Origin of the sequence: Pseudomonas putida (assembly GCF_009883635.2) — a bacterium.
In the GTDB taxonomy this organism is placed as follows: domain Bacteria; phylum Pseudomonadota; class Gammaproteobacteria; order Pseudomonadales; family Pseudomonadaceae; genus Aquipseudomonas; species Aquipseudomonas putida_W.
On record NZ_CP026115.2, the window covers coordinates 6130149 to 6153588 of the forward strand.

The 23440-nt window shown below is 62.5% G+C and carries 20 protein-coding genes and 2 pseudogenes; 9 read left to right on the plus strand and 13 right to left on the minus strand.

The annotated features are described in order from the left end of the window. Positions 1-20: 20 nt before the first annotated feature. The 4 genes from C2H86_RS27860 to C2H86_RS27875 are packed head-to-tail and all read right to left on the minus strand — an operon-like array spanning position 21 to position 5899. A complete protein-coding gene (locus tag C2H86_RS27860; protein ID WP_159410837.1) occupies positions 21-1403 on the minus strand; it encodes an efflux transporter outer membrane subunit in 1383 nt (460 codons plus the stop codon). Further along, positions 1400-4573, minus strand: coding sequence for an efflux RND transporter permease subunit (locus tag C2H86_RS27865; RefSeq protein ID WP_159410838.1), 3174 nt, complete (start codon positions 4571-4573; stop codon positions 1400-1402). Before C2H86_RS27865 ends, C2H86_RS27860 begins: the two co-directional genes overlap by 4 nt. Continuing rightward, positions 4570-5736, minus strand: a complete 1167-nt coding sequence (locus C2H86_RS27870) for an efflux RND transporter periplasmic adaptor subunit (RefSeq protein ID WP_159410839.1) — start codon at positions 5734-5736, stop codon at positions 4570-4572. Before C2H86_RS27870 ends, C2H86_RS27865 begins: the two co-directional genes overlap by 4 nt. Positions 5737-5761: 25 nt before the next feature. Beyond that, positions 5762-5899, minus strand: a complete 138-nt coding sequence (locus tag C2H86_RS27875) for a hypothetical protein (protein ID WP_159410840.1) — start codon at positions 5897-5899, stop codon at positions 5762-5764. A gap of 292 nt (positions 5900-6191) precedes the next feature. Between C2H86_RS27875 and C2H86_RS27880 the strand changes: the two genes are divergently transcribed. Continuing rightward, positions 6192-6437, plus strand: coding sequence for a hypothetical protein (locus C2H86_RS27880; RefSeq protein WP_159410841.1), 246 nt, complete (start codon positions 6192-6194; stop codon positions 6435-6437). A 49-nt stretch (positions 6438-6486) separates the two neighbouring features. Here C2H86_RS27880 and C2H86_RS28530 read toward each other — a convergent pair whose 3' ends face one another. From C2H86_RS28530 to C2H86_RS27895, 4 genes are all read right to left on the minus strand, one after another. Further along, entirely contained in the window at positions 6487-6783 is a 297-nt protein-coding gene (locus C2H86_RS28530; RefSeq protein WP_240349661.1) for a hypothetical protein, read from the minus strand. A 309-nt stretch (positions 6784-7092) separates the two neighbouring features. Then, positions 7093-8505, minus strand: a complete 1413-nt coding sequence (locus C2H86_RS27885) for an amino acid permease (RefSeq protein ID WP_159413025.1) — start codon at positions 8503-8505, stop codon at positions 7093-7095. A gap of 290 nt (positions 8506-8795) precedes the next feature. Next, the gene (gene hisD, locus C2H86_RS27890) at positions 8796-10103 is read right to left on the minus strand and encodes a histidinol dehydrogenase (RefSeq protein ID WP_159410842.1); all 1308 of its coding nucleotides are present in this window, start codon (positions 10101-10103) and stop codon (positions 8796-8798) included. Between the two features lie 364 nt (positions 10104-10467). Beyond that, positions 10468-11286, minus strand: coding sequence for a helix-turn-helix domain-containing protein (locus C2H86_RS27895; RefSeq protein WP_159410843.1), 819 nt, complete (start codon positions 11284-11286; stop codon positions 10468-10470). A 147-nt stretch (positions 11287-11433) separates the two neighbouring features. Between C2H86_RS27895 and C2H86_RS27900 the strand changes: the two are divergent. Continuing rightward, positions 11434-11553: pseudogene (locus C2H86_RS27900) on the plus strand (type II toxin-antitoxin system YhaV family toxin); the annotation flags it as partial. A gap of 63 nt (positions 11554-11616) precedes the next feature. Here the strand turns inward: C2H86_RS27900 and C2H86_RS27905 are convergent. Beyond that, positions 11617-12372 (minus strand): class II aldolase/adducin family protein, encoded by a 756-nt coding sequence (locus C2H86_RS27905; protein WP_159410844.1) that lies wholly within the window; start codon positions 12370-12372, stop codon positions 11617-11619. A 127-nt stretch (positions 12373-12499) separates the two neighbouring features. Here C2H86_RS27905 and C2H86_RS27910 point away from each other — a divergent pair, with 127 nt between their 5' ends. After that, a complete protein-coding gene (locus C2H86_RS27910; RefSeq protein WP_159410845.1) occupies positions 12500-13384 on the plus strand; it encodes a LysR substrate-binding domain-containing protein in 885 nt (294 codons plus the stop codon). A 104-nt stretch (positions 13385-13488) separates the two neighbouring features. Here the strand turns inward: C2H86_RS27910 and feaR are convergent, their stop codons facing one another. From feaR to C2H86_RS27925, 3 genes are all read right to left on the minus strand, one after another. After that, on the minus strand, positions 13489-14385 hold the full coding sequence (feaR, locus tag C2H86_RS27915) for a transcriptional regulator FeaR (RefSeq protein ID WP_159410846.1): 897 nt from the start codon (positions 14383-14385) through the stop codon (positions 13489-13491). A gap of 514 nt (positions 14386-14899) precedes the next feature. Then, positions 14900-15844, minus strand: a complete 945-nt coding sequence (locus C2H86_RS27920) for a ketopantoate reductase family protein (protein ID WP_159410847.1) — start codon at positions 15842-15844, stop codon at positions 14900-14902. A gap of 85 nt (positions 15845-15929) precedes the next feature. Next, the gene (locus C2H86_RS27925) at positions 15930-17141 is read right to left on the minus strand and encodes an MFS transporter (protein WP_159410848.1); all 1212 of its coding nucleotides are present in this window, start codon (positions 17139-17141) and stop codon (positions 15930-15932) included. 307 nt (positions 17142-17448) lie between these two features. Here C2H86_RS27925 and C2H86_RS27930 point away from each other — a divergent pair, with 307 nt between their 5' ends. From C2H86_RS27930 to C2H86_RS27940, 3 genes are read left to right on the plus strand one after another with little or no spacing between them, the layout of a single operon-like run. Further along, the gene (locus tag C2H86_RS27930) at positions 17449-18588 is read left to right on the plus strand and encodes a tyramine oxidase subunit B (protein WP_159410849.1); all 1140 of its coding nucleotides are present in this window, start codon (positions 17449-17451) and stop codon (positions 18586-18588) included. A 29-nt stretch (positions 18589-18617) separates the two neighbouring features. Then, complete coding sequence (locus tag C2H86_RS27935; protein ID WP_085677723.1) at positions 18618-19040, plus strand: Rid family hydrolase; 423 nt, start codon at positions 18618-18620, stop codon at positions 19038-19040. Between the two features lie 23 nt (positions 19041-19063). Further along, complete coding sequence (locus C2H86_RS27940; RefSeq protein WP_159410850.1) at positions 19064-20359, plus strand: NAD(P)/FAD-dependent oxidoreductase; 1296 nt, start codon at positions 19064-19066, stop codon at positions 20357-20359. Here the strand turns inward: C2H86_RS27940 and C2H86_RS27945 are convergent. After that, positions 20335-21297 carry a helix-turn-helix domain-containing protein gene (locus C2H86_RS27945; protein WP_159410851.1) on the minus strand — a complete coding sequence of 321 codons (963 nt, stop codon included), beginning with the start codon at positions 21295-21297 and terminating at the stop codon, positions 20335-20337. The two genes, C2H86_RS27940 and C2H86_RS27945, sit on opposite strands and share 25 nt — an antisense overlap. Before the next feature lie 298 nt (positions 21298-21595). On the opposite strand from C2H86_RS27945, the gene C2H86_RS27950 reads away from it, so the two are divergent. The 3 genes and pseudogenes from C2H86_RS27950 to tatB form a co-directional block, all read left to right on the plus strand. After that, entirely contained in the window at positions 21596-22918 is a 1323-nt protein-coding gene (locus C2H86_RS27950) for an NAD(P)/FAD-dependent oxidoreductase (protein ID WP_165837371.1), read from the plus strand. 58 nt (positions 22919-22976) lie between these two features. Continuing rightward, positions 22977-23186: a twin-arginine translocase TatA/TatE family subunit gene (locus C2H86_RS27955; RefSeq protein WP_159410853.1), complete on the plus strand. Its 210-nt coding sequence runs from the start codon at positions 22977-22979 to the stop codon at positions 23184-23186. 3 nt (positions 23187-23189) lie between these two features. Then, positions 23190-23438: pseudogene (tatB, locus tag C2H86_RS27960) on the plus strand (Sec-independent protein translocase protein TatB); the annotation flags it as partial. Between the last annotated feature and the right edge of the window lie 2 nt (positions 23439-23440).

Consider the following 23440-nt stretch of genomic DNA (forward strand, 5'->3'; position numbering starts at 1 on the left):
CACATCCAGCCCCACTACACTTACCCACCTAACGCACTGACCAGCGCCGCCTGATTCTGCCACTGGGCAGTGCGTACAGTGGCCAGCGCATCCTGGGCACTGAGTTGGCTGCGCTGAGCCTCCAGCACATCGAGGAACGGCGCCTCGCCAGCCTGCCAGGAACGGCGGATCTGCTCGAAAGCCGAGCTCGACTGCTCGCTCGCACGGGCTAGCAGTACCTGGCGTTCGGCATTGCGCTGGGCCGCCGCAAGTGCCGACTCCACCTCCGACACCGCCACCAGCACCGTGCGCCGGTAACTCAGCAATGCCTCCCGCGCCTCGGCGTCCCGTACCTGCACCTGCGCCTTGCGTCGGCCACCATCGAACAGGGGCGCACTGGCATTGACGCCGGCCAGCCAGAAAGTCGAGTTGGCCAGGGTGGCCGCGCTCATGCCATTGATCAACGAACCCAACGCCGCCGACAGACTCAGGCGTGGCATCAGCTCGGCCTTGGCCACGCCAACTCGCGCATAGGCGGCAATCACCCGGGCCTCGGCGGCCTTCACGTCAGGGCGCCGACGCAGCAGGTCCGCTGGTGTGCCAACATCCTGCAAGGCCACCTCATGCACACTTGCCGGGCTCGCCTGCATCTGTGCGTACAGCTCGACGCTGGGCATAGCCAGCAACACTGCAAGCCTGTGCACCGTGCGCTGCCACTCCAGGCGCAGCGCCGGCACCCGCGCCGCGGTGCGCTCGGTCTGTGCGCGGGCCCGCAGCAGGTCGGCCTCCGGGCTGCTGCCCGCCGCGTACAACTGCTCGCTCAACTGCAAGGTCTCGGCCTGGCTCTGGGCACTCTGGCGGACGATCGCCAGGCGCTGCTCCAGGCCACGGGCTTGGGCATAGGCCTGGACCACTTCACCCACCAGCGCAACCCGCACCGCGCGGGCCTGCTCTTCACTGGCCGCCACCTCGGCGTCAGCAGCGCGGACACCTTCACGGATGCGGCCAAACAGGTCGATCTCCCAGCTGGCATCCAGGCCCAGCGATACCGGCGCATCGATCAGTGCCTCGCTGAAGCCGGACTGGTAGGCCGAGGTACGCTGGCGTGCGGCACTGCCGTCGAGGTCCAGGGTCGGGCTGCCAGCCGAGGCGCTGACCGCCCTCAAGGCCCGGGCCGCGTCGATGCGCGCCAGGGCGGCCTGCATATCGAGGTTATCGTCCAGCGCCCGCTGCACCAGGTGGTCGAGCAACGGATCCTGGTAGCCGCGCCACCACTGCTCAGTCACCGTCAGCGGCGCTTCGGAGCGGGCATTGAGGTAATGCTGCGCAGGCGCAACGCTGGGCGGCGGCAAGGTCGGCGCGGCACACGCGGCCAGCAGCGCCGCAGTAAAAGCCATTACGGGGAAACGAAGACGCATGTTCATTGTTGGAAGTCCTGTTCGACAGCCGCAGGCTGTGACGATAGCCGCCGTTCACCACCGGCAAGGCGGCGCACCAGCACATAGAAGATCGGTGTGAACACCAGGCCGAACAGGGTCACGCCGATCATCCCGAAGAACACCGCAGAACCCACCGCCAGGCGCATCTCGGAACCGGCACCCTCAGACAGCACCAGCGGCAGAACGCCGAGGATGAATGCCAGCGAGGTCATCAGGATCGGCCGCAGGCGCAGGCGACAGGCTTCGACCACCGCCTCGACGATGCCCTGCCCTTCTTTCTCCAGCTGCCGGGCCACTTCGACGATGAGGATGGCGTTCTTCGCCGCCAGGCCCACCAAAACAATGAAGCCGATCTGGGTGAGAATATTGATGTCCTGGCCCATCAGGCGCACGCCAGCAGCCGCGGCCAGCAGGCACATCGGCACGATCAGCAGAATCGCCAGCGGTAGGCTCCAGCTTCCGTACTGCGCCGCCAGCACCAGGTAGACGAACACCACACACAGCGGGAACACCAGCAGCCCCATGTTACCGGCGGTGGTCTGCTGGTAGCTCAGGTCGGTCCACTGGTAGCTGATGCCCGCCGGCAGGTGCGCTTTGGCCAGCCGTTCCATGGTCTCGATGGCATAGGTCGAGCCCAGACCAGGCACAGTGTCACCATTAATCTCGGCGGTCGGGAACAGGTTGTAACGCGGGAAGCGCTCGACTCCCAGGGCCTCACGCAGCTGCGTCACACTGGCCAGCGGGACCATCTGCCCGGCCTGGTTGCGCACCTTGACCCGCGCCAGGTCCTCTGGTGTGACCCGGTACGGCAAGTCGGCCTGGGCCGTGACGCGGTAAGTGCGGCCGACCAGGTTGAAGTCGTTGATGTAGGTCGAGCCAAAGTAGGTCTCGATGGCCTGGTTGATCTGGCTGCTTGGCACCCCCAGCATCTCGGCGCGCTCACGGTCGAGCTCGACGAACACCTGCGGGGTGCTGGCCGAAAACGGCGAATAGACGCCAGTCATGCCCGGTGTAGCGTTGGCGGCGGCGATCAGCTCTGCCGTGGCCTTGGCCAGCGCGTCACTGCCCAGCCCACCACGATCCTGCAGACGCAAGGAGAAACCACCGGTACTGCCCAACCCTTGCACCGGCGGCGGCGTGGCGACGATCACCGACGCACCGCTGACCGCTTTCAGGCGCTCGCGCAGGTCGGCCGCGATCACGTCCGATGTCCGGCCCTTCAGCTTGCGCTTGGACCAAGGTTCGAACACCGGGGCCAGACCCGCCGAGTTGGACGAGTTGGTCCCGGTGACCATCGAAAAGCCCGAGAAGGTCGGCACCCTGTCCACACCCGGCACCTGCAGGGCGATGGCTTCGATCTGCTGGGAAATCGCGTTGGTGCGCTCCAGCGATGCGCCGTCGGGCAGTTGCACGATCACCACCAGGTAGCCACGGTCCTGGGCCGGGATGAAGCCCTTGGGCGTGGCCATCAGCAGGTAAGCGGTGGCGGCGATCAGTACGGCATACACGGCCAGCATCAGCGGCGTCCTGGCAACCAGGCCGCGGACGCTGCCGGCATAGCCGTCGGAAAGCCGGGCAAAGCCCCGGTTGAACGCTTCGGCAGCGCGCCGCGGCAGGCCCGGCAGGCCGGCACGTAGCGGCGCATGGCCACCGTGACGGCGCAGGATCATCGCCGCCAGCGCCGGCGACAGGGTCAGCGAGTTGAACAGCGAAATGGCCGTGGCCACCGCGATGGTCACGCCGAACTGGCGGAAGAACTCGCCGGAAATCCCCGGGATGAACGCCGTGGGAATGAACACCGCGCACAGCACCAGGGTGATCGCCACCAGCGCGCCACCAATCTCCTGCATGGTGACGATGGTAGCCTGTAACGGGCTCTTGCCTTCGGCCAGGTGGCGCTCGACGTTCTCCACCACGACGATGGCGTTGTCGACCACGATCCCTACCGCCAGTACCAGGCCGAACAGGGTCAGGTTGTTGATCGAGTAACCCAGCAGCGCCATCACCGCGAAGGTGCCCACCAACGACACCGGGATGGCCAGGATCGGAATGATCGACGGCCGCCAGCCCTGGAGGAACAACAGCACCACCAGCACCACCAGGATCACCGCCTCGTAGATGGTCTTGCCCAACTCACCGATACTGTCGGCGATAAACGCCGTGGGGTTGTAGCCGATGCTGTATTCGATGCCCTCCGGGAAGTCCTTGCTCAGTTGCTGCATGGTCTGCTCCACCACCTGCATGGTCGCCAGGGCGTTGGCGCCCGGACGCTGCAGCACCTGCAGGCCGATGGCCGGGTTGCGCAGGTAATAGGTGTTGTTGACGTAGGCCAGCCCGGCGATTTCGGTACGCGCCACGTCCTTCAGGCGCACCAGGCGGCCCGCCTCGCCGGACTTGAGCACGATGTTGTCGAAGTCAGCCGGCTCCTTGAGCCGCCCTTCAAAGATCAGGTTCGGCTGAAACGCCTGGGAGGCCACCGGTGGTTGGGCGATGACACCGCCGGCCACCTGGGTGTTCTGCGCACGCACGGCGGCGATGATGTCGCCCGGGGTCAGGTCGAAGGCGGCGACGCGCTCCGGGTCCAGCCAGATGCGCATCGAATACTCACGCGCGCCCAGCGGGTTTATGTCGCCAACGCCGTCGATGCGCTTGAGGGTATCGGCCACAGTGCGAATGGCGAAGTTCGACACGTACAGCTGGTCATAGGTGCCCTTGGGCGAGGAAATGAAAATGGTCGACAGCTGGGTCGGCGAGGACTTGCGCACCGACACACCGCTGCGCTGCACCGGTTCGGGCAGGCGTGGCGTGGCCAGGGCGACGCGGTTCTGCACCAGCACCTGGGCCTTGTCGACGTCGGTGCCGCCCTTGAAGGTCACGGTCAGGTTCAGGCTGCCATCGGAGGTGGCCTGGCTGTACATGTAGAGCATGTCCTCGACGCCGTTGACCTCCTGCTCCAGAGGGATCGCCAGAGTCTCGGCGACGGTCTGTGCCGAGGCCCCCGGGTAGGTGGCCTGGACCACCACCGTGGGTGGCGCGATGTCGGGGTACTCGGAGGTCGGCAGCACCAGGTAGGCCAGGCCGCCGACGATTATCAGCACCACCGAGAGGACGATCGCCAGCACCGGCTGCTCGATCGAGGTGCGTCCCAGGTTCATAGCGGTGCCTCCTGGGCCGGGGTGGCGTCGGCCACACGGGTCAGGCTGCGCTGCTCACCGATCGCGGTATCGCCGGCACGCACCCGTTGCAGGCCATCGACTATCACCCGGTCGTCGGCCTGCAGGCCGCTGACCACTTCGCGCAGGCCATCATGCAGCTTGCCCAGTTGTACCGGGCGCAGCTCGACGCGGTTCTGCGCATCAAGCACATACAGCACCTTGCGGGTGGCATCGATGCCAACGGCCGTATCCGGCACCAGCAAAGCCTCGTAGGCCGGCCGCGCGGAAAACTGCACGCGGCCGAACTGGCCTGGGCTCAACGCAAGGTCCGGGTTGCTGACCCGCGCGCGCTGGCGCAGGGTGCCGGTGGATGGGTCCAGGCGGTTGTCAATGAAATCCATGCGCCCGCTCAGCGAGGGCTGGAGCTCGCCTGGCAGGGCGATGCGCACCTGGCTGCCGGCAATGTTGCCGGCCGACTGGCGGCGGTACTTCAGGTAGCTCTGCTCGTCGATGTCGAAGTAGATGTCGATGGGGTCGAGCGAGACGATGGTGGTCAGCAGCGTGGCATCGTTGCTGCCACCGTTGACCAGGTTGCCTTCGCTGATCAGCTTGCGGCTGATACGCCCGCTCATGGGCGCGGTGATGCGGGTGAACTCAAGGTCCAGGCGAGCACTGGCCAGCGCGCCTTCGGCGCTGAGCACTTCGGCGCGGGCTGCCTCGCGCGCTTGCAGGCGCTGGTCGTACAGGCTCTGCGCAATGGTCCTGGAATCGATCAGCACCTTGGCGCGGGCATACTCCTGTTCGGCCAGGGCCTGTTGCGAACGGGCCTGGGCCAGTTTGCCCTGGGCCTGGGTCACCGCCGCCTGGAAGCTGCGCGAGTCGATGACGAACAACAGGTCGCCCTTCTTGACCACTGCGCCATCGGTAAACGCCACTTTCTCCAGGTAGCCGCTGACCCGCGAGCGGACTTCCACCGAGTCCGTGGCCTCGAAACGCCCGGTGAAGCTGTCCCAGTCACTGATGGTGGCTTTCAAGGGCGCGCTCACCACCACGCTCGGCGCAGCAGGTGCGCCATTCTGCGGCGCCTGCGGGCCGCAGCCCACCAGTACCGCAGCCAGTGACAAGGCAAGGGCCGAGGCCGCCAAAGGTCCGGATAATTTCATGATGCGATCTCCAGGCCAGGCGTGGTCAGTGCTTGACGGCACGGGCGCTGGACGCCTGACTGCGTTCGACGAATGCCGACGACTCTTCGGCCAGAGCAGTAAGCGCAGACGAAAGGGTGACCAGGGTGGTCAGCATCAGCAGGGTCTTCTTGATGACGGTCATGGGAACAAGCCTCAGTAGATTGGAAAGTGAGGCGCATTCTTCGGTAAGCGCGGCGGGAGAAAAATGGCGGGCGACTGAAATGAGTTTTGTGTGCAGTTCACGAATGGAGTGACCACACAGGGTGCCTTGCTGGCTTCAGCAGCGGCCTGGTCCGCGACCTCGGCTCGCGTCGCATTACGGGTCAATACCGTGTCCCACGAATCTGGCCACCGTAAGTGTCGGCAAAGCCTTGTGAACCTGCGTGCACGCTCGCCAGTCCACATCGAAACGCAATCAGTTTGGGTATTGCTGGATGAATGACTGGATCGACTTTCTAGAATGGCCCGCCATGGTCCTTACCGTATTGGCCGCCTGGTGCATTGGTTCAAGGCGCCCGGGCAGACGCAAACTGGGCTTCTGCTGCTTCATCGCCAGCAATGTGCTGTGGGGGGTGTGGGGATGGCAGGCACAGGCTTGGGCGCTGATCATCCTCCAGGTGTGTCTGTGCGTCATGAACCTGCGGGGCTGGAAGAAAAACACCGCGATGGAGCCGGGATGAATGCCCGGCCACATCACCCCGGATCGAGCGCCGGGCATTGTCGTCGGCTTCAGCGGCCCACTGTTTCGACACCAACTGCCGTCTCTTCACCCGCGATACGCCTGGCGTACTCGACTCCCCATACCAGCGACCGACTCATGGTTTCACCAGCGCGCTGGGCGTAGGCTCGTTCACACAGTACCGATCCGTCTGCGCGATAGATACCGATGAAAAGCTGGGTGGCGCCCGTGCGTGATAAACGTGTCTGTACCTCTAAGCAGGCTCCGCTGTCGAGGGCTTCCTCATGGGTCTGGTGGTGCAGGATCGGGTCGCACCACTGTCGATAAGTTTCACCTCTTTTCTTCATTTACCTGCCCTCCGCTGTTGTCAGCGGTAGATCACCTCATGCAGGCCATCACTCCAAAACAAATGACAGCATCGGACGAGCTGTACAACACGATTTTTTGTACCTGCAGTACTCATCGTCAATCCACAGATCGACGGGCGTCCAAGGGACAGTGGTTGTCGCAAAGGATCTGCACCTGGAGTCCGCTGGTTTGCAGCATGGTCCGCGGGCGGCCCCGGCTCATCGGCGCAAGATTGTGAGATCGCCCTCTGAAGGCTGCAGCGTGCCAACAAAACAAGCCCGCGCATTAGCGCGGGCTTGTTTTCACTCTCAAAGGGCAGTGGTGGAGATGTTTCGAGATCTCGCTTGAGACAGCTGGGGCTGCTTCAGCTGCAGCCAAACACCAATGGCTACAACTATTGCAGTGAGCCCAAATGTCGCGATCAGCTCAGAGCGCTGCCCTGGAAAGGCAGCCATGACGCCGAAAATCGCCAGGATCAAAATGATGGTAAAGATTGTGAGGTATGGGAACAGCCACATCTTTACGTCGAGTTTTTCGCCCGCGGCGATCAGCCTTTTCCTCATCACCAGCTGAGTCAGCGCGATTACCAAGTACATGATCAATGCAATAGCGCCGCTCGTGGCAAGCAGGAAAGTGAACACTTGCTTGGGGAGAGCGTAGTTGGCAGCAAGGGCGAGGCAAGCCACAACGGTTGTCAGTCCAATCGCAGTAAATGGGACACCTTTGGGGCTGGTGACAGCAACAGATTGCGGGGCATCACCGCGCCTGGCCAACGAGTAGCACATACGTGAAGCGGTATAGATTGCGGAATTCAAACAACTGACCACCGCAACGAGCACCACGACGCTCATGATCTGGGAAGCGGCAGGTATGTTCATTGCCGCCAGCACTGCCTGGTAAGAACCTTTTGCCAGATCAGGGCCGTTCCATGGCACAAGGCATACGACAACCGTGATGGAGCCCAAGTAAAACAGCGCCAACCTCCAAACAACCGAGCGGATGGCTCTCTTGATATTTTTCTTTGGATTCTCGGACTCCGCCGCTGCAATGGTTACTACTTCACTGCCCATGAAACTGAACATTGCCGTTAGCAGCGCTGCCACGATCGCAACGTACCCTTGCGGGGCGAATCCACCATTGGAGTAAAGGTTATGGATACCACTGGTGGAGGAGCCGGGTAGCATGCCAAAGATTGCAAGCACGCCTAAGCCAATGAATGACATGATCGCAATGACCTTGACCAAGGCCAGCCAGTATTCGATCTCACCATAATTGCCTACGCTTAAGCAGTTGCTAGCCACTAGCGCGAAAGTAATTGCAAAAGCGGCGATCCAAGGTGAGATCCCGAGCCATCCGGCCAAGATTTCTCCCGCTACGATTGCTTCAATCGCGATGACCAGGACGTAGAACCACCAGTACAGCCAGCCGATAGAAAAGCCGGCCCAGCGACCAAGCCCTTGATCGGCATATGACGAAAATGAACCTGTGTCCGGTCTGGCAGTAGCCATCTCCCCTAGCATTTGCATCACCAGGACGACGAGCGTCGCGGCAAGGAGGTAAGACACAATTACCGCAGGGCCCGCAATTGCGATCGCGTTTGATGAGCCCACGAAAAGCCCAGCGCCAATCACGCCCGCGATGGATATCATGGCAACTTGTCGAGACTTCAGCCCGTGTCCAAGTTCCCCGACGGCTTGAGTGCTATTAGATACACCGTCCATCCGTTTCACCTCAATATAGGGATTATTTTTTATTTTCAGACCGCAGCTGAGGTGCGCTAACTTCATGACTACTCGGCATGGATTCAACCATCGAGACATGTACATCAATCAGGCGAATCAGTGCCAGAGGATGTTTTGGCTTTTTTTTAGCCGAACCCGGTAAGTTTGGCCGAGCGTCCGTTAGTCAGTTATCGATCAAATGCAAGGTCTGTTTTGTGTGCCAATGAATTGGCCTTTCCTATACACAAAGGGGCCGAAGTATTCGCTTCGACCCCTTCGCTCACTTTCCGTTACAGCGCAGGCGCCCCGAACGGTACGTCTTTCTTGCCGTACCGGCGGACGCGAATGTTGGCTTGCTCAGCATGGCCAACGAACCCTTCCATCAGGCACAGGCGGGAGCAATATTCACCAATAAGCGCCGACGCTTCGTCGGTAAGTACACGCTGATAGGTACAGGTCTTGATGTACTTGCCGACCCACAGGCCGCCAGTGTAACGAGCTGCCTTATTGGTTGGCAGGGTATGGTTTGTACCAATCACCTTGTCGCCATATGAAACATTGGTGCGGGCGCCCACGAACAGCGCGCCATAGTTTTCCAGGTTCTGGACGAAATAGCCGTCATCACGGGTCATGATCTGTACGTGTTCAGAAGCATACTCGTCCGAGAACTTGACCATTTCCTCAAAGGACTCACAGAGGATGATTTCACCGAAGTTCTCCCATGCCTCCGAGGCAATAGCAGAGGTCGGCAGCAGCTCCAGAAGGCGTGCGATTTCCTTCAGAGTGTCCTCGGCCAGTTCGCGGGATGTCGTCAGCATGACGGCGGGAGAGTCTTTGCCGTGCTCCGCTTGGCCCAGCAGGTCGGTCGCACACAGCTCACCGTCAACGCTGTCATCAGTAATCAGCAACGTTTCAGTCGGGCCTGCGAACAGGTCGATGCCCACACGACCGAACAGTTGACGCTTGGCCTCAGCCACATATGCGTTGCCTGGGCCCACGATGATATCCACCGGGTCAATGTTTTGGGTGCCGATAGCCATTGCGCCTACAGCTTGGATCCCGCCAAGGCAGTAGATCGAGTCTGCACCTGCCAGGTATTGGGCAGCCACGATGTAGGGCGCCGGCTTACCTTGGAAAGGAGGAGCAGCAGTAGTGATGTTGCGAACACCTGCCGACTTGGCGGTGACGATCGACATGTGAGCGGAGGCCAGCAAAGGATACTTGCCACCAGGTACGTAGCAGCCGGCAGCGCTGACCGGTATGTGCTTGTGGCCCAGAACCACACCTGGAATAGTCTCAATTTCGCAATCGAGCATCGAGGCGCGTTGAGCATCAGCAAAGCGACGTACTTGAGCTTGAGCGAAGAGAATATCGTCGCGCTCTCGATCAGTCAGTTTGTTCATGCACTCCTGAATCTCCGCTGGACTCAGCCGGTAATCAGTGCGATCCCAGCCATCGAACTGCATCGACAGCTCGCGAACAGCGGCATCACCGCGCTTCTCAATATCCAGGAGAATGCGGGAGACGTCCGACTTTACCTTGTCATTGGCGGCTACTTGCTGTTCCGTAGGTTTCGCCTTTTTGATCCACTCAGCCATCACTTCACCTTTCTTGTAGGTAGCAGAACCCCTGGCGTCTAACCTGAAGGCGACGCTCGGTTACGCTTTAAATTTCTTGAGACAAACGCCTTGTCGCATCGCTTTGGTTGACCAAACCAAAGAGAGCCGGTGACATATCGCTCGCTGGTACGGGCAGGGAAACCGGCTCAACAGGCAGTGCCGTGAAGCATCACAACAGAGGTCATGATCTGCCTGCCGATAAAGTTACGGCCTGGCCTACTGCGTCACAATTTCTCAAGAGTTCGAAATATGACGCAATATGACGCACAAGGGACACTGACTGGGCCAAAGCCAGCTAACTGGAACCTCCAGCTCTGGCACACAGACGTGGCGGATGCGGGGGCTAGATCCGAGCAGAATCGATGAATGAATTGTCCGTATCGAGGTAAGTGATCACTTCGCGAGGAATGGAAGGATCGGACGGGGACAGCACTGTCGCCCTTTTGATATGTGACTTGCGGATCAGGCCTTTGCCGACATAGGCCATCGCGACCTTCGCCGCAACCGGTTGCCGCATCATCGTCGCCGCTACGCCACTTATCACGCCAAAGATGAATTTGTTGGAGTTGCGGCTCACGGAGGCAAGGTTGCTGAAGGTGAGTTCATTGCGCTGGATCGTTTCGAAATCGATGGCGAAGATTCGACCTGCCACAGGGAAGCACAAACCATGGTATTTGAAATGGTAATCCATCTTCCCCGTACCATCAGCGCTGGGGAACCGCTCTACGTAGTAGTGCATGAGAGTTCCCTCGTGCTCATAGATGCAGAAGATCGAGCGAACGATTTGCCCCGTATAAATCGATGAGTAATGGTAGCGCTCGTACACACCCACGATACTGCTTGGGGCGGGACTGGCGGCGCTAGTTACCTCGTTGATGAAACTGACCATTTTCGGCGCCTGGATCAAGCTGCGAAAAAGGTGGAAATGGCTACCGTCAATGATCGTTCTGAAGTCAGCAGGCGCGGAAAACAAAACTTCGGTGGACAGACCAAAATGATTGGCAATCGTCCTGAGATTCCCCTTGGAAGGGACGTGACTCCCCGCCAGGTACTTGTTGAACTGTTGCCGGTTGATGCCGACCTTCCTGCAAAATTCAGAGACCGTCCCCCCTTGCTCACATAGCGTGCGGAGATTTTCAGCGAGGTTGTTCGATGAATCCATGGCGATTGTCTCAGGAGTGGCTACCCGCCGGTGAGCAGCGGATTGGCGAGAGGGGTGCATCGCTTAGTGCGTCAGATTGAGAATCTACAGCATATATCCGCGACGCACTAATGCCCCCTCCTGATCGGGGTTGATGCAAAGATGGCGCTGGGCATCGCCCACCGACATGGGCGCCGCGCAAAAATCGGCAGGCGCTGTCGGCTGTTCTTTCGCTACGATTCGAGGTCCAATATCATCGTCTATGCATGCGTCCACGACGAAAATACCTACGGTCCGCAGGCATTGCCTTCGGTAGTAGGTGCTGCACAACGTGCTGGATTGAATCTCGATTCAGTAGCGATAGTCGGGCGCTACACGGTCCAGCATGCGCAACAAGGCCGTCCAGGCCAAGGAAGTCGCCCCCGGATCTGTCAACTCGCCTTCTTTGAGCTCGCGCTGCGGCTCATTGAACTGCCGCTCGGTATGGGCGCAAATCTCATGGCCAGGCAGCAGCAACTGCCCCGCTTGCTGGGCCGCGAGCTGTATCTCACAGGCTTTTTCCAGGTAGTACATCCTCATGAACGCTTCGGCCACACTGCGACCGCCAGCCAGCAGGCCGTGGTTGCGCAAGATCATTACATTCTTGTCTTGCAGGTCTGCGACCAGGCGTTGTTGCTCATCGAGGTCCAGGGCGATCCCTTCATAAGCGTGATAGGCGACCTTGCCATAGAACTCCATGGATATCTGGTTCACAGGCAGCAATCCGCACTCCAGGGCAGCAACCGCACAGCCGGCGCGCGTGTGGGTATGCAGCACGCATTGAAGATCGTGGCGTGCCCGGTGAATGGCACTGTGGATGACAAAACCGGCCGGGTTGACAGCGTAAGGCGTATCGCCGACTGGCGCCCCATCCAGGTCGATCTTGACCAGGCTGGAGGCGGTGATTTCATCGAACATCAACCCGTATGGATTGATCAGGAAATGCTGCTCCGGGCCCGGTATGCGTACCGAGATATGGGTAAAGATCAAGTCGGTCATGCGCAAATGCGCGACTAGCCGGTAGCAGGCTGCCAATTCCTCGCGCAGCGTTTGCTCGGTTGGGGTCATGTCCTTCGCTCCAATACTGATGTGAGCTCAGTATCGGTGAATTGAAACAAGCAACAATCGAATTAATTTCGCAGGTAATGTAGTGTTAGTTTCACCAATTGCTTACTTACACGCGATGCAGGGGCCTATGCACTTCCCATCAATGACGGCGCTTCGCGCGCTGGATGCCGTGGCACGACTCGGAAGCATCTCCAGTGCAGCTGACGAACTCAGCCTCACACGGAGTGCGATCAGTCACCGCATCGGCACGCTTGAGGAGCAGCTGGGGTTTGCCCTGACCGAGCGCATTGGCCGTGGCATACGGCTGACGTTTCGAGGGGAGCAGTACGCCCGGGAGGTGCAGCAGATCCTCGAGCGCGTTCAACTGGCCGCAGCAGGTGAACAGGGGCAACAGATCGCGGGGCGCCTGTGCGTCAGTTGCAACACCGGTTTTGCCAGCGCCTGGTTGTGCCAGCACATCAACGCGTTCATGACGCTCCATCCTCAGGTCCAGTTCCACCTGATCTCGCCACGCACGCCGGCCGATACCAGCGCGAGCGAAGCGGATATCTTCATTGCCTACGGCACGGGCGACTGGCCGAATCTGCAGGTAATGCCGCTGATGGACCTGCATTATTTTCCGGTATTGAGCCCTCAACTGCTCTACGCCAACGGCGGTCTCCGGCATATCGATGACCTGTCGAACTTCACCTTGCTGCACATGAACGACTACACGGATTGGCGGGTATGGCTGGGGGCAGCGGGCCGCAACAAAGTCGATGCTTCATCCGGCGTGTTGTTCTCCGACGCCCCCTGTGCACTGGCCGCCTGCCTGGCAGGCCAAGGCATCGCGATGGGCGACAACCTGCTGAGCAGCGACGCACTGAGGCGAGGCCTGCTGGTGAGCCCATTCGACATCAGTACGCGGGCAAACCGTTCGTACTTTCTGGTCTGCCATCCAGCCAAGGCGCAGCGCCCCATCGTCAAGGCATTCAGCGACTGGCTGATCGAAACACTCGCCCTCACGACCTAGGGTCAGACTTGCTCATCTTCCAAACGTTGACGCGGTCCCTGTGGGAGCGGGCTTGCCCGCGAACACGGGCGAAGCCCGTGCCATCCACCGCGGTGTCTGCCCTACTACCCCTGGCTGCGGTAGCTGCGCGGTGTCATGCCCAGCTGCTTCTTGAAGGTCTTGGAGAAATGCGCAGAATCGGCGAAGCCCCAGCGAGTGCCGATGTCGGTGATCGAGCGATGCCCATAGGCAGGGTTGCGCAAGTCCTGAGCAGCCTTGAGCAGCCGCTCGCGCAGGATGTAACGGCAGACGCTGTCGCCACTGGCTTCGAACAGGCGATACAGCTGGCGGCTGGAAATGCCCAGCTCGTCGGCCAGGGCCACCGGCGTCAGGCGCGGCGAGTCCAGGCGCTGCTGGATCAGCGACTGCACTTCGTGCAGATGCAGGCCGGGTGAACTGTCACGCGCCCGGTATTCCAGCACCGAGCCGAGCAGCCCCACCAACGCGGCCTGCAGGCCGTCACCGTCTTCCGGGCAGGCCCACTGCTCGAGTTCGCCTTCGGCCACCTGACGCACCATCGTCGCCAGCAGCTGGCCGCAGGCGCCGGCGGTGGACAGCTTGCCGAAACGGCTGGAATCGAGGTTTTTCAAGCGTTCACGGGGCAGGTGAATGGACACGTGGGAGAACAGCCCGCGGGGGGTCATTTTCATGGCCTGCGCCGAATCCAGCAGTGCCATGTCACCCTCGCGCAATTCCATCACCCGGTCGCCCAGCTCGATGGACATTTCTCCGTGCTGCTGTAACACAAGGAAACAATGTGAATCGCCATCACGCCCCGCCTCGCGCCCCGAACGGGCGATCGCATGGGCATTGCTACGGATGTGGGCGACCTGCGTGGTGCCCAGCAGCGAGGGGCGCAAATCGCCGATAAAAAGGCTCTGGCACTGGTCGTAGCGGGTTTCGAAGCGCCCGCATACCGCGTGGACACGCTCGTTCCAGACAGACATCGCTTGACCGTTCATGAACCACCTCTATCGGGATCACGCGCCATATTAGTGCAATATTCACGTGATTTTGGGTAACAAAAAGACAGGTGAACGAAGCGCAAGCACATACCGCGCCACATTGCTCAGGGTGGTCTTCGAGCGGGCAGTCGTTTCGGATAGCGCATCAACATTGCCTGGGTCTTTAGAGCGTTCGACACAGCAGTTTCAGCGTCGGTGAGATCGAGTGCCGCACACGCGGCGCATCGCGAGCTGGCGCTCGCTCCTACGTTTGTTTCGGGCCAATAACGCCTGTGACGGACGCGCGCGAGCGCCTTGTGGTGCGGCGCGATATCGCGTCATACGCCAAAGCGTACGCGCGCGAATCCCACAGAAATAACTGTCCCGAAACAAACGTAGGAGCGAGCGCCAGCTCGCGATGCGCCGCGCGGGCGGCGCTCGATCTGTGTATCACCTCAGAACACCAGGCAAGCACCTGGTAGCCCTCACCCAATCTCCCGGCAAGCAAATCGCAGCCACTTTCCTCGGTGGTCTATCTGCCAGCGGCCTTCTCACCGCTGCGCTGACGCTGCGCCCGGCGCAACAACCTGTCGATGGCAGCCATGGACGGGGCTTGCACGCCCTGGCGCCGGGCATGGGCAAGCAACGCGCCGGACAGCGCGTCGATCTCCATGCGCCTGCCGTGCTCGAGGTCCTGGAGCATGGAAGGCTTGTGCCCGGCGTGCACGACGTACGCCTCCTCCACCGCCTGCACAACCCGTTGTTGATCCAGCGCCACGCCCACCGACGCGGCAATCGCGGCCGCCTCGCCAACCAACGCCAACGCCACCTCGCGGCCACGCGAGCAACGGCCTAGCTCGCCCACGCTCTCCCCTGTCAGGGCACACAGCGAGTTCAGGGCCGTATTGAAGGCGACCTTTTCCCAGATGCTCACCTCGATATCCGGGTCTTCGATGCAGCACATGCCGCCACGGCGCAAGCCATCGATCAGAACCCGCAACGGCCCGGCGTAATCCGGCCCAGGCAACAGCCCGCGCAAGCGCACCTCGCCACCGCCGCAGCTGCGTACGCTGCCGGGTGCCAGCACATCGGCCGGGTAAAGGGTCATGCCGATTGCCAGGCAAGGGTCAGCCACGTACTCGCGCAGCACCGGCACGCTGTCCAGGCCGTTCTGCAACGTCAGCACCAGGGTCTGCTGGCCAAGCAGGTGCCGGCACGCCTGGATGGCCTGGCGGGTGTGGTGGCTCTTGGTCAACATCAGCAAGGCATCGACCTCGCCCTGCAACTGTTCGGCGCGTGCCACCCGAGGCCAGTACACACGCACGCCCTGCTCGTCCTCCAGGCGCAGGCCATGGATACGCAGGGTGTCGAGCAAGCGCTCATCGACATCCACCAGCGTCACCTCGGTACCGGCATCGATCAACCGGGCGGCAAACAGGCTGCCCATTGCCCCTGCCCCGATCACGGCAATCTTCATGTTGGGTTTCGTCCTTGTTGTCTACGCCATGAAAAAAGCTCGCCAGGTCATCCCCGGCGAGCCTCATCTGGATATGCGACTGCCATCACAGCTTCGGCAAGGTCACCGCGTCGCCCATCGGCTCGCGTTTGCCCGCCTGCTGCGAACGCAGCACCGCAGCACCGTAGATCGCCAGCACGCTGATCGAGCAGGCACCGGAGAACAGCAGCACCGCCGTGTAGCCATAGGCTTCGATCAGCAGGCCACCGACCGCCGGCCCCACCGCCGCACCGACCGACAGGCACAGTGCCCCCAGGGCCACCAAGCGGCCCGACAGGTCAAACTCGGCCATCACGCCGAAGGTGTAGGCCAGCACGAAGCTGATCGAGAACAGGAAGCACATCACTCCGGCCACGTAGGTGGTCAGCGAGTCGAACTGTGCCAGCAGCACCAGGCCCGCTACCTCGGCCGCGATGATCACCGCCACCGGCAGGAAGCGCCCGGCCTTGAGGCCGACCGACGAGGCAATGAAGCCGCCGCCCGCATTGATGATGAAGCCCAGCGCCAGCACCGAGCCGATGGTGTCCGAAGACAGGCCGCTCTTCTTGCCCATCAGTTCAAGGAAGGCCCACACCGACATGATGCCGGTCAGGAACACCAGGCTGGCAAGCAGGCTCAGCCAGGCGATGGTACGGCTGTGGCGGCACACCACCGGCGCCCCGCCAGCACGCGCCTCCAGTTGCCGTGCGCTGCGGCTTGGCAGCCATGGCAACGGGACCACGCCCATCAGCAGCATGCTGATGACCAGCGTCACCAGCATGCCCTGGAAGCCCCACAGGGGCGCCACCGCGACCGGCAGCACGATCAGCAGCAAGGCGCCGGGCACGGTCTCCATGCCCAGCTTGAAGCCGAAGGCCCGCTCAGGTTGCGCGCTGTCGCCGAAAATGGTCATCGCCAGCGCATACAGCGCACCGGTGCCGGCACCGGCCAGGGCCATGAGCAGCATCAGCGTCTCGTACGTGGGGTTGCCCAGCATGCCCGCCAGCGCAGCCACCACCAGCAGCGAGGACAAGGTGGAAATCACCCGCCAGCTCAGGCGCTGGATCCACAGCAGCGAGGCCAGGCCGAGCACCCCGAAACCGAGGTTCATGGCCATGGCCAGGCTGCCCAGTTGCTGTTCGCCATAACCGAACTGCTCGGCCAGGGCGCCGAACAGCACCGGCAACACATTGAGCAGCAAGGCCCCACCAGCGGAAACCAGGCCGGCGCAGATGTACACGGAGGTCTTGTCAATCGGATTGGATGTTGTTGTTTTCATGGATTGATCCTGAATTTGGATGTGCTGAGCTCAACGCCTTGTGACCGCCACAGTGTGCAACGCCCAAAGGCCGGCGGCATGTACCCCATTGCCGGGCTTTTGGTCATGGCTGCCAGCGTTGGTGCGACCCGAAATCCGCTGAAATCGCGCAAACCAGCAGGCTAGACAGCGCGGACCGACATGGCGGCAGGTACCCCGTCATTCCTGACCAATTCGGGATAGCCGCCCGCCCTGGCGGCTTCCTAACATCGGCCCCGTCGGCAGCAGCCTTCGCTGCCGGCCCTCTTCCTCCGCCCCGAGATGAGCCATGACTACAACTACAAAAATCGACTTTCTCTACCTGTCCGAGCAGGACATGATCCGCGCCGGTGTCACCGACATGCTGGCCTGCGTGAACACCATGGAGCAGATGTTCGCCCTGCTCCATCACGGCGACTACCGCATGGCCGGGCCGAACAGCGATTCCCACGGCGCGATGATCACCTTCCCCAAGGACTCGCCCTTCCCCAACATGCCCAAGCCCACGGCCGACCGCCGCATGATGGCGATGCCTGCCTACCTGGGCGGCGACTTCTGCACCGCCGGGGTCAAGTGGTACGGTTCCAACATCGCCAACCGCGAAAAGGGCCTGCCGCGCTCGATCCTGATGTTCACCCTCAATGACCCGGACACCGGCGCCCCCTTGGCGCACATGTCGGCCAACCTGCTGTCGGCCTACCGGACCGGCGCCATCCCGGGTGTCGGCGCACGCCACCTGGCCCGCCGCGACTCGCGGGTGATCGGCCTGCTGGGCCCCGGCGTGATGGGCAAGACCACCGTGGCCGCGTTCATGGCCGTGTGCCCGCAGGTCGACACGCTCAAGCTCAAGGGCCGCGGCCAGAAGAGCCTGGACGACTTCATCAGCTGGGTAAGCGACACCTACCCGCAGATCACCACCATCGAAGTGGTCGACAGCATCGAAGAGGTGGTACGCGGTTCGGACCTGGTGACCTACTGCACCTCCGGCGAAACCGGTGACCCGTCCACCTACCCGCTGGTAAAGCGCGAATGGGTCAAGCCAGGCGCGTTTCTCGCCATGCCCGCCGGCTGCAGCATCGACGCCGGCATGGAGCAGGCCGACGTGCGCAAGGTGGTCGACAACACCGGCCTGTACGAAGCCTGGTTCGAAGAGCTGCCCAAGCCTGCGCACAACCATGTGCCGCTAGTGGGCGTGCGCTTCATGGACATGATCGCCGAAGGCAGCCTGCCGGCCGAGCAGCTGGAAGACATCGGCAAGATCGTCGCAGGCGTTGCCCCCGGCCGCTGCAACGACGAGGAGATCATCATCATGTCGGTCGGCGGCATGCCGGTCGAGGACGTGGCCTGGGGTACGGTGGTGTACCGCCAGGCGCTGGAGCGCGGCGTCGGCGTACGCCTCAACCTGTGGGAAAGCCCGGCCCTGAGCTGATTCATCCCTCCAACCCCAAGGACAATACCATGCTGCAGATCACCAAACTCAAGACCGGATCGAAGTACGAGACCCTGGGCAGCTATTCGCGCCTGGTGGCGGTGGACGACTGGATCTTCGTTTCCAACACCGCCGGGCGTAACCCAGCGACCGGCGAAATCCCCGAGGACCTCGAGGCCCAGACCCGCCAGGTGTTCGCCAATATCGAAGCGGCGCTGAATGCCGTGGATGCGACCCTGGCCGACGTGGTCTGCTCGCGGGTGTTCATCCAGAGGCCTGAGGATGTCGCCAGCGTGATGACCATCGTCGGCGAAGTGTTTCGCGGCATCGACCCGGCGAGCACGGTCACCTGCCCGCCATTGGGCGCGACGGTCTACCGGGTGGAGCTGGAGGTCACCGCCTACCGCGGTGCTTCCCGCGCCACCACCCAGCTGATCGACCTGTCGCGCTAGCCCGACCTCGAGGAGAACCGTCCATGTCCCCTGTCATCGCGCCGGTGCACTGCGCAAACACGCCACCCAGCGCCACCACCGTGGTCATCATCGGCGGCGGAATCGTCGGCCTGACCGCTGCCTTGACCCTCGCCGAGCGCAACATCCCGGTGGTGGTGCTGGAGAAAGGCCGCATCGCCGGCGAGCAGTCATCGCGCAACCTCGGCTGGGTGCGCAAGACCAGCCGCCACCGCGAGGACCTGCCCCTGGCCCTGGCCGCAGACCGGTTGTGGGCGCAAATGCCCGCCCGGGTCGGACGCGAGGTCGGCTACCGACAGGCGGGCATCCTGTTCGCCGCCCGTGAGCTTGGGCAGATGGCGATGCACGAGGCCTGGCTGAAATCGGTAGACGGTCTGCCGGTCGGTTCACGCCTGCTGAGCAACGCCGAAATCGCCCAGCGCGTTCCAGGTGGGCAAGCCACCTGGGCCGGAGGCATTTTCACCGAAAGCGACGGCCGTGCCGAGCCGACCCTGGCCAGCAGTGCCATCGCCAAGGCCGCCATGGCCCGTGGCGCGGTGATCGTGGAGAACTGCGCGGTGCGCAGCGTAACCACCGCCGCCGGGCGCATCGACGGCGTGGTGACCGAACACGGCGAGATCCGCTGCGAGCAGGTGCTGCTGGCCGGCGGTTTATGGTCGCGGCGCCTGCTGGGCAACCACGGGGTCGCCTTGCCGACCTTGCCGCTGAACTGCTCGGTGCTGCGCACGGCGGCCATGGAAGGCCCAACCGACATTGCCGTGGGCGGCCCGGACTTCTCGTTCCGCAAGCATATGGACGGTGGCTTCATCATCACGCAACGGGGTGCCCTCGATGCCCACCTGACCCTCGATCATGCCTTGCTCGGGCGACGCTACCTGCCGCAGTTCCGCGCTCAGCGGGGCTTGCTGCGGGTGTCGTTCGGCAAGCCGTTTTTCAAGGACCTGGCACTGGCGCGGCGCTGGTCGCCTGCTTCGGTGTCCCCGTTCGAGCGCATCCGCACCCAGGACCCTGCCGCCAACCCGGCCTTGAACCAGGAAGCGCTGGACAACCTCAGGGCCGCCTGGCCGGTGTTCAAGCAGGCGCGCATCGAGCAGGCGTGGGCCGGCACCATCGACGTGACACCTGACTCACTGCCAGTGATCGGGCCGGTTCAGCAACTGCCGGGGATGGTGCTGGCGACCGGCTTCTCCGGCCACGGCTTCGGTACCTCGCCCGCGGCCGGGCAACTGGCGGCGGATCTGATCGATGGCAGCCACCCGCTGGTCGACCCGTCCCCTTATCGCCTGGATCGCTTCGCCTGAACGACGCTGTCCTGGCGAGCGGTGTGTGAAGGCAGTTCACCGAACAGCGCGCGGTAGGCGCCAGAGAAATGCCCAAGGTGGGTAAAGCCCAGGTCGCTGGCCACCCGGGCAACGGTGAACTGCTCGGCGGCGGTGCACTGCAGCCGTTGCCGCACGGCATTCAGGCGCACCGCACGCAGGTACTCGACCGGGCTCAGTCCGGTGACCCCGAGGAAACTGCGCTGCAAGGTGCTGCGGCTGACATCCAGGCGCTCGCAGATCTGCAGCACCGACAGCGGCTCGTCCAGGCAATCCAGGGCCATCTGGTGCGCCTGGCGGACCAGATAGGCGCTGACCGCAACATTCCCCCCTCGCCCCGCGCCACCTTGGCTGACCTGGTCCAGCAGCACCAGCATGCACTCCAGCAGCAAGTCTTCGAGCTGCGCTTCCACCAGTGCTTCGCCCTGCAACGCCGCATCTATCAGCCCCTGCAGTTGCAGGCGTATCGCACTTAAAAAAGCCGGGCTGACATTCAACCGAGTGGTCCGGTTCAACGCACGCAGTTCCTGGGCGCTGAACTCGCGCTCGGCCAGTCGCTCCAGACGATCGGCGTCGACACTGACCGCCAGCAGGTCCATGCCCTCGGGCGCATGGACGAAAAACTCCTGACCACTGTGAAGAAGCGTGACATCCGCGCTACCGACGCTGCTGCCCTGGAACACCCCGGCACCCGCGCTGCCAGCGGGTAGCGCCAGGCAAAAGCGCCGCGCCGGCGCCGCGCCGTGCTGGACCACACGCTTGTCCAGGCATTCACGAAAAATCTGGAAGCGCTCGGCGGTGAGGTGAGTGAGCTCGGTGTGTGCACTGCCGGCGCTGATCTGGTCGTAGGTCTGCTGCCAGCCGAGGATCGCGCTGGCATGGGTGTTGACGTCGTTGAAGCGGTGGCGTTGGGCGTGCATGGCGTGACTGTTACCTCGATTGCATGCGCCGTATGAAAGCAAGGAATGGGCCACTCGGTCGCAGAGTCAGATTGACGCACCCTCAAACTCGGCCATACAATCTGTATACACATTGTATTCTTCAAATAAGAATCAATGCGCTTCACAGATTTGCCGCAATCACCTTTGACTGAGATGGATGTAAATGGCAGTTACCCGCAGGAAAGTACTTATTGGCGCCGGCGTCGGCGCAGGTGTTGTCGCAGCAGGTGGCGCAAGCGCACTGCTCAATGACGGAATCCCGGCCGACCCGGCCTCGCTGGTGCGCGTCGATGCACTGCCACGTGATGATTCCTCCCCTGGCTGGTTCCACACCAGCCGCGTGCGTCAGCCTAAAGCCCCGCTGATCGGTGATGACCAGGCGCCATGGGTGGTCATCGGTGGCGGCTTCACCGGCCTTGCCGCTGCACGCCAGCTGGCCCTGAACTTCCCTCAGGACAAGGTGATCCTGGTGGAAGCACAGCAGGTCGGCTTCGGTACCTCGGGCCGCAACGCCGGCTTCCTGATCGACGTACCCCACGACATCGGCGCGCCGGACTACATCGGCGACAAGGCCAACGCCAAGAACATCCTGCACTTGAACCAGCGCGGCCAGGGCATCCTTCGTGACCTGGTCGAGCAGCACAACATCGTCGACGCGCACCTGCGCCACTCCGGCAAATACCAGGCAGCCATCGAGGACAAGGGCATCGCGGTGCTCAATGCCTACCGTGGCGGCCTGGAAGCCCTGGGCGAAAAGGTCGAGCTGATCGAAGGCAACGAGCTGAAGGACCACATCGGCACCTCGTTCTACCGCAAGGCGCTGTACACCCCGGGCACCATGCTGGTACAGCCTTCGGCACTGGTCAAAGGCCTGGCCGACAGCCTGCCGGAGAACGTCACGCTGTATGAAGACACGGTGATCACCGCAGTCGACTATGGCCAGAAGATCGTGCTGCACCACCCGACCGGGCGCATCACTGCCGGCAAGCTGATCCTCGGCAACAACCACTTCGGCCAGCATTTCGGTTTCCTGCAGAACCGCATGCTGCCGATCTTCACCTACGGCAGCCTGACCCGCCCGCTGACCCCGGCCGAACAGGCCAGCATCGGTGGCCAGGAGTTCTGGGGCGTGATCCCGGCCGACCCGTTCGGCTCGACCCTGCGTCGTACCCACGACAACCGCATCCTGGTGCGCAACAGCTTCAGCTTCAACCCTGACGGCCGCTCCAAGGATGGCTACACCGACAAGGTGCGTGCTTCCCACCGGCTGTCGTTCGAGCGCCGCTTCCCGACCCTTACCGAGGTGCCGTTCGAGCACACCTGGGGCGGTGGCCTGGGCATGACCCGCAACGGCGCCGGCTTCTTCGGCGAACTGCGCGAGAACGTGTATGGCGCACTGGCCTGCAACGGCCTGGGCACCGTGCGCGGCACCGCCACCGGTACCCTGCTGGCGAACATGCTGGCCGGCAAGATGGAGCCGCTGACCGAGTTCCTGCTGAGCGCACCGAAGCCTAACTGGAACCCGCCACAGCCTGTGCTGTCGATGGGCGTCAACTTCACCCTGCGCACCGGCCAGGCCAAGGCTGGCCTGGAAGCCTGACCCGGCAGGCTGGCGCTTCGCGCGCCAGCCTCTCCCCACCCTGACAATAGAGAGCACCATGGGCATTTTTGACTGGAAACACTGGATTGTCCTGCTGGCCGTCGTGGTCCTGGTCTTCGGCACCAAGAAGCTGAAGAACCTTGGCGGTGACCTGGGCGAATCGATCAAGGGCTTTCGCAAGGCCATGAGCGATGAAGAGAAAGCGCCGGCCGCACCGATACCAGCGCCGCAGCAACAAAGCAGCGCGCAGCCACAGCAGAACGTCTGAAGCATGTTCGGTATCAGTTTCAGCGAGCTGCTGCTGGTCGGCCTGGTGGCCTTGCTGGTGCTCGGCCCCGAGCGCCTGCCCGGTGCCGCGCGTACTGCGGGGCTGTGGATCGGGCGGCTGAAACGCAGCTTCAACGCGATCAAGCACGAAGTCGAACGCGAGATCGCTGCCAGCGACATCCACCACCCGCCGCACAACACGCATAGCCTGCATCCGCCTGCCACGCCCGAACCGCCTCAACCGCCGCGAGCCCC